Source organism: Paraeggerthella sp. (assembly GCF_048427265.1).
In the GTDB taxonomy this organism is placed as follows: domain Bacteria; phylum Actinomycetota; class Coriobacteriia; order Coriobacteriales; family Eggerthellaceae; genus Paraeggerthella; species Paraeggerthella hominis.
Genome location: NZ_DBFOSR010000111.1, coordinates 1 through 4,302, shown reverse-complemented (window position 1 = coordinate 4,302; position 4,302 = coordinate 1). Strand labels below are relative to the sequence as shown.

Sequence of the window (4,302 nt, the reverse complement as noted above, 5' to 3'; positions counted from 1 at the left end):
AACATCATGAGCGTGGATTTCGGTACGTGAAAATTCGTGACCAGGGCGTCTACCACGTGGAACTCGGATCCCGGCAGCAGGTAGAGCGAGGTCGCCTCTCGCTCGCGCGGCGTAACGGTACCGGCCTGCGGGTTCCAGGCGCTTTCCAAGCTGCGGACGCTGGTGGTTCCCACGGCTACGACGCGCCCGCCTTGGCGACGCGTTTCGGCGATAGCCTCTACCGTGCGCTCGGGGACCGTGTAGAATTCGGTATGGATGACGTGTTGCGCAGGGTCGTCCTCGTCGACGGTGCGAAACGTGTCCAGTCCTACTTCGAGTTCGACGGTTTCCCAGCGAACGCCCTGCTCTTTCAGGCGTTTGATGAGCTCCGGCGTGAAATGCAGGCCGGCGGTAGGGGCGGCTGCCGAACTCTCGCGGCGGGAGTAGACGGTCTGGTACAGCTCTTCGTCTCCGGCGTAGTTCTTGATGTAAGGAGGCAGGGGCGTGTGTCCTACGGCATGCAGCGCCTCGTCAAGGGAAGGCAGCGTCGTGGTCAGACGGGCGAGGCGCTCGCCTTTCTGAGCGCCTTCGGCCCAGTCGACGATTTCTGCGGAAAGCGCGACGTTGCCATCCGGATCAAGGAAGTCGACCACGGCGCCCGTGCCCGGTTTCAAACGCTTTCCCGGTCGCACCAGGACCTCCCAAAGCGCGCTCGCGTTCGTGCGCGGTTCGCGTCCCGTTATCTCGCGCAAAAGGAACACCTCGGCGGCGCCTCCGGTTCCGCGCTTGGCGCCCAGCAGGCGGGCGGGCATGACGCGCGTTTCGTTCGCCACGAGCAAATCGCCCGGTCGCAAGTATTCGGCGATGTCGCGGAAGATGCGGTCTTCCAACGCCCCGGTTGCGCGATCCATGACGAGCATGCGGCATCCGTCGCGTTCGACGGCGGGTTCTTGAGCGATCAGCTCGGGAGGCAGATTGTAGTCGAAATCGGAAGTTTTCATGCGTGCGGTTCCTTCGCGGCGTTTGTGTAGGCGTCGATGCGTGGTTCAGAGCATCTTATTATAGGCGTTGTTCCGGCTTGGCAGTCGGCTTTCGCCAAGGGTTCATGCGGTGCGCTTTTGCGCGCAAGCTACTGCGAGGCGTCCTTTTCCTGCGTGCGCAGCGCCTTCAGGACGGCTCGTTTTCGAGCTTGCTTTTCATCGTAGGCCAGCCGTTCCGCTCGTTTTGCCGTTCGCTCGGCTTCAGCAGCCTCCCGTTCTGCCGCATGCGCTGCGCGATCGGCTTCCCGGGCGGCTTCGCGTGCGGCTTTCCGTTCGGATCGTTCGGCCTCCGCTTCGGCTGCTGAGAAACGACAGCCGCAGTAGTTTTGACGATACATGCCCGCCTCGCGGCTTCTGCGCGTGGCTTCGTCGTAATAGGGACGGAAGTCGCGAAACACCGCGCTTACGCCGAAGCGTGCGGCGGCGCTCGAAAGCTCTTCGTGAATGATCTCGGTGTACTGGTACGGGCTTACGGAAAGCGTCGTGCCGATGCCGTCGAATCCGTGCGCTGCGGCAACAAGCGCGGTTTCCTCGAAACGCAATCGGTAGCATGCGCGGCAGCGCTCCATGCGGCGGGCGGGGTCGATGGCAAGGGGAAGGGGCCTGGCTCCGTCCGATGAGGCGGCAAGGCGCTCGCGTGCTTCCGAGAGAGCTTCTTCGCCGATCCGTCCAGCCGATGCTTCCCATGCGCACGGCGCGCGAAGACCCTTCATGACCGCGACGTCCTCTTCTTTGGCCCATGCGAGCAGCGCGTCCAAGCGTCGGCTGTATTCTGCATCCGGCGCTATGTTCGAGTTCGCGTAATATATGGTAAGGTCGTGTCCTGCTTCGTGCAGCAAGCGAACGGGCTCGAGCGAACACGGGCCGCAGCAGGCGTGAAGTAGTAGTTTCATCGGGTTTCAGAGCTCCTTCGCAAACGTGGCTTATACTACCACGCTAGGCATTCATCCATCATTTGAGCAAAGGAATTTCGCAATGGCGAACCGTTTTTACCGTGCGATCTGCTTCGATCTTGACGGAACCCTGCTCCCTATGGAGCTTGACGGGTTCATGCAGGCGTACTTTCAGTCGCTTGGCGCGTACGTGGCGCGCTTCGGCGTGGCTCCCCAGGATTTTTCCGCCGGCATGAAGGCCGGCATCAAGGCCATGGCCGCTCATGACGATGCTCGCCCCAACTCCGATGCGTTTTGGGAAGGGTTCCTTGCTTGCGTCGATCGAGGCGCGGCGGATTGGGAAGGGGAGCTGGCGGCGTATTACGATCGCGAGTTCGGTGCGATCGGCAACGGCGTGATTCCCAGCCCTGCAGCGGCGCGCGCGGTGAACGCGCTTGCGGCCAAGGGCTACCCGCTGGCTTTGACTACCATGCCCATGTTTCCCCGCCGCGCGGTGGAATGGCGGTTGGAATGGGCCGGCGTGGATCCCGCCTTGTTCTCGCGCATCACCTCGTTCGAGAACTCGACGTCCGTGAAGCCGAAGCTGGCGTACTACGCCGAGAACCTGGCCGCTCTTGGGGTGTCTGGAAACGATGTGCTCATGGTGGGCAACAACACGAAAGAGGATTTGGCGTTCATGGGCTTGGGGGCCGATGCGTTCTTGGTGACCGATCTGCTGCTCGACCCGATCGGATTCGACGTGAGCTCCGTTCGAAACGGAACGCTCGAGGCGTTCGCCGATTGGGCGGAGTCCTTGCCCGTTTGCGCCGATCCTGCAACGGGGATAGAAGCGGGGCTTGTTTCGATGACTGCGCGGGATGAAGCGCTTGCCTCGAACGGTTGCCCCGATGCGCTTGCGGCCGACGCGGCCGTTTCTGCGGCGGGCTTTTCGATCAACGGAGTGGAGGGATAGTCGTGTCGCTGTTCGATTGCACGTGCGAAGCGACGAGCGGCCACGCTCGCGCGCTTACGTACGAAACGGCCCATGGATCGTTTCAGACCCCCATGTTCATGCCTGTGGGTACGAGCGCTACGGTGAAGGGTGTCACCGTTGGTCAGCTGAACGATCTGAAATCCCAGGTGGTGCTGGCCAACACGTACCATTTGTCTTTGCGTCCCGGTGCGGACGTGGTGGAAGAGGCTGGCGGCGTGCACGGGTTCTCGCACTACGACGGCCCGATGCTCACCGATTCGGGCGGGTTCCAGGTGTTCAGCTTGGCCGACACGGTGAAGCTTGACGACGACGGCCTGACGTTTCGCTCCATCTACGACGGGTCGAAGGTGCGATGGACGCCCGAGACGAACATGGCCATCCAAGAGCAGCTTGGCGCCGACATCGCGATGCAGCTTGACCAGTGCGCACCGTATCCGGCCGAGAAGGCATTTGTAGCGAAGGCAGTGGACCTGTCGGCCAAGTGGGCGCGTCGCTGCCTGGCGGCGCACCAGCGCGCTGACCAGACGCTGTTCGGCATCGTGCAGGGAGGGATGCACTTGGATTTGCGTTTGGACTCCATTCGTCTGCTGCGCGAGATCGAGGACGAAAGCCTGGCGGCTGGCGGCCGTCGCTTCGGGGGCTTCGGGATAGGCGGTTACTCGGTGGGCGAGGACCACGAAGTCATGTTCGAGACGCTAGGCGACGTCGCACGAGCGTGTCCTGAAGATCGACCGCGGTATCTTATGGGCGTGGGAAATCCCACCACGCTCGTGCGCGCCGTGCGCGAAGGCGTGGACATGTTCGATTGCGTGCTGCCCACGCGCACCGCGCGCATGGGCACGGCGTTCTCCAGCACGGGCCGCATGAACATGCGCAATGCGAAGTTCACGCGCGATTTCGGCCCGCTCGATCCCACGTGCACGTGTCCGACCTGCCAGAACCATAGCCGTTCGTATATACGTCATCTGGTCAAGCAGAACGAGATGCTGGGCGGTATCCTGCTGTCCATCCACAACCTGTATTACTTGCTGGATCTCATGCGCCGCGCGCGCGAGGCGGTGCTGGCCGATTCCTACGAGGAATTCTACGGGGAGTGGATGGCAAGCCCGGCGGCGAAAGACTACTGAGTTTCGGCATCGGTCGTTTCCGTTGTTTTGTGCGACGCTTGTGCGCTGGCGTTGAACCAGCTGCGCGGTTTGCGTATAATAGGGTCGAGCCGCAGGGAGCTGCTAACTCCCCACGGCTCTCGAATCGCTTCGGCGGTTTGGCTTTTTGTTTAGGGCTCCCTATCCTTTCGGACTGGGAGCTTCTCTATTATTACCGCGACGAGCGCGATAACGCTGGAGATCAGCTCGACGGCCGCCGTAATCAAAGCCAAATCGGTCATGGCGTCCACCTCCTCCCGTTTTTCCCTTCG

Annotated in this window: 4 protein-coding genes; 2 read left to right on the top strand and 2 right to left on the bottom strand. The window is 62.1% G+C overall.

The features are described 5' to 3' along the window. Both queA and ACMNI9_RS09875 read right to left on the bottom strand, forming a co-directional pair. The coding region (queA, locus tag ACMNI9_RS09880) for a tRNA preQ1(34) S-adenosylmethionine ribosyltransferase-isomerase QueA (protein ID WP_418831885.1) at window positions 1-980 on the bottom strand (980 nt) is incomplete at its 3' end. 128 nt (window positions 981-1,108) lie between these two features. Further along, window positions 1,109-1,912 (bottom strand): epoxyqueuosine reductase QueH, encoded by an 804-nt coding sequence (locus tag ACMNI9_RS09875; protein ID WP_225748797.1) that lies wholly within the window; start codon window positions 1,910-1,912, stop codon window positions 1,109-1,111. A gap of 82 nt (window positions 1,913-1,994) precedes the next feature. On the opposite strand from ACMNI9_RS09875, the gene ACMNI9_RS09870 reads away from it, so the two are divergent. Together ACMNI9_RS09870 and tgt are read left to right on the top strand one after the other, a co-directional pair. Further along, window positions 1,995-2,864, top strand: coding sequence for an HAD family hydrolase (locus ACMNI9_RS09870; RefSeq protein ID WP_418831883.1), 870 nt, complete (start codon window positions 1,995-1,997; stop codon window positions 2,862-2,864). A gap of 2 nt (window positions 2,865-2,866) precedes the next feature. Further along, window positions 2,867-4,012, top strand: coding sequence for a tRNA guanosine(34) transglycosylase Tgt (tgt, locus tag ACMNI9_RS09865; RefSeq protein WP_418831881.1), 1,146 nt, complete (start codon window positions 2,867-2,869; stop codon window positions 4,010-4,012). The last annotated feature ends 290 nt before the right edge of the window (window positions 4,013-4,302 follow it).

Bases quoted from the DNA above. Each gene is read 5' to 3' on its own strand.
- ACMNI9_RS09870 (WP_418831883.1), top strand. From the start codon at position 1,995: ATGGCGAACCGTTTTTACCGTGCGATCTGCTTCGATCTTGACGGAACC.
- ACMNI9_RS09875 (WP_225748797.1), bottom strand. From the start codon at position 1,912: ATGAAACTACTACTTCACGCCTGCTGCGGCCCGTGTTCGCTCGAGCCC.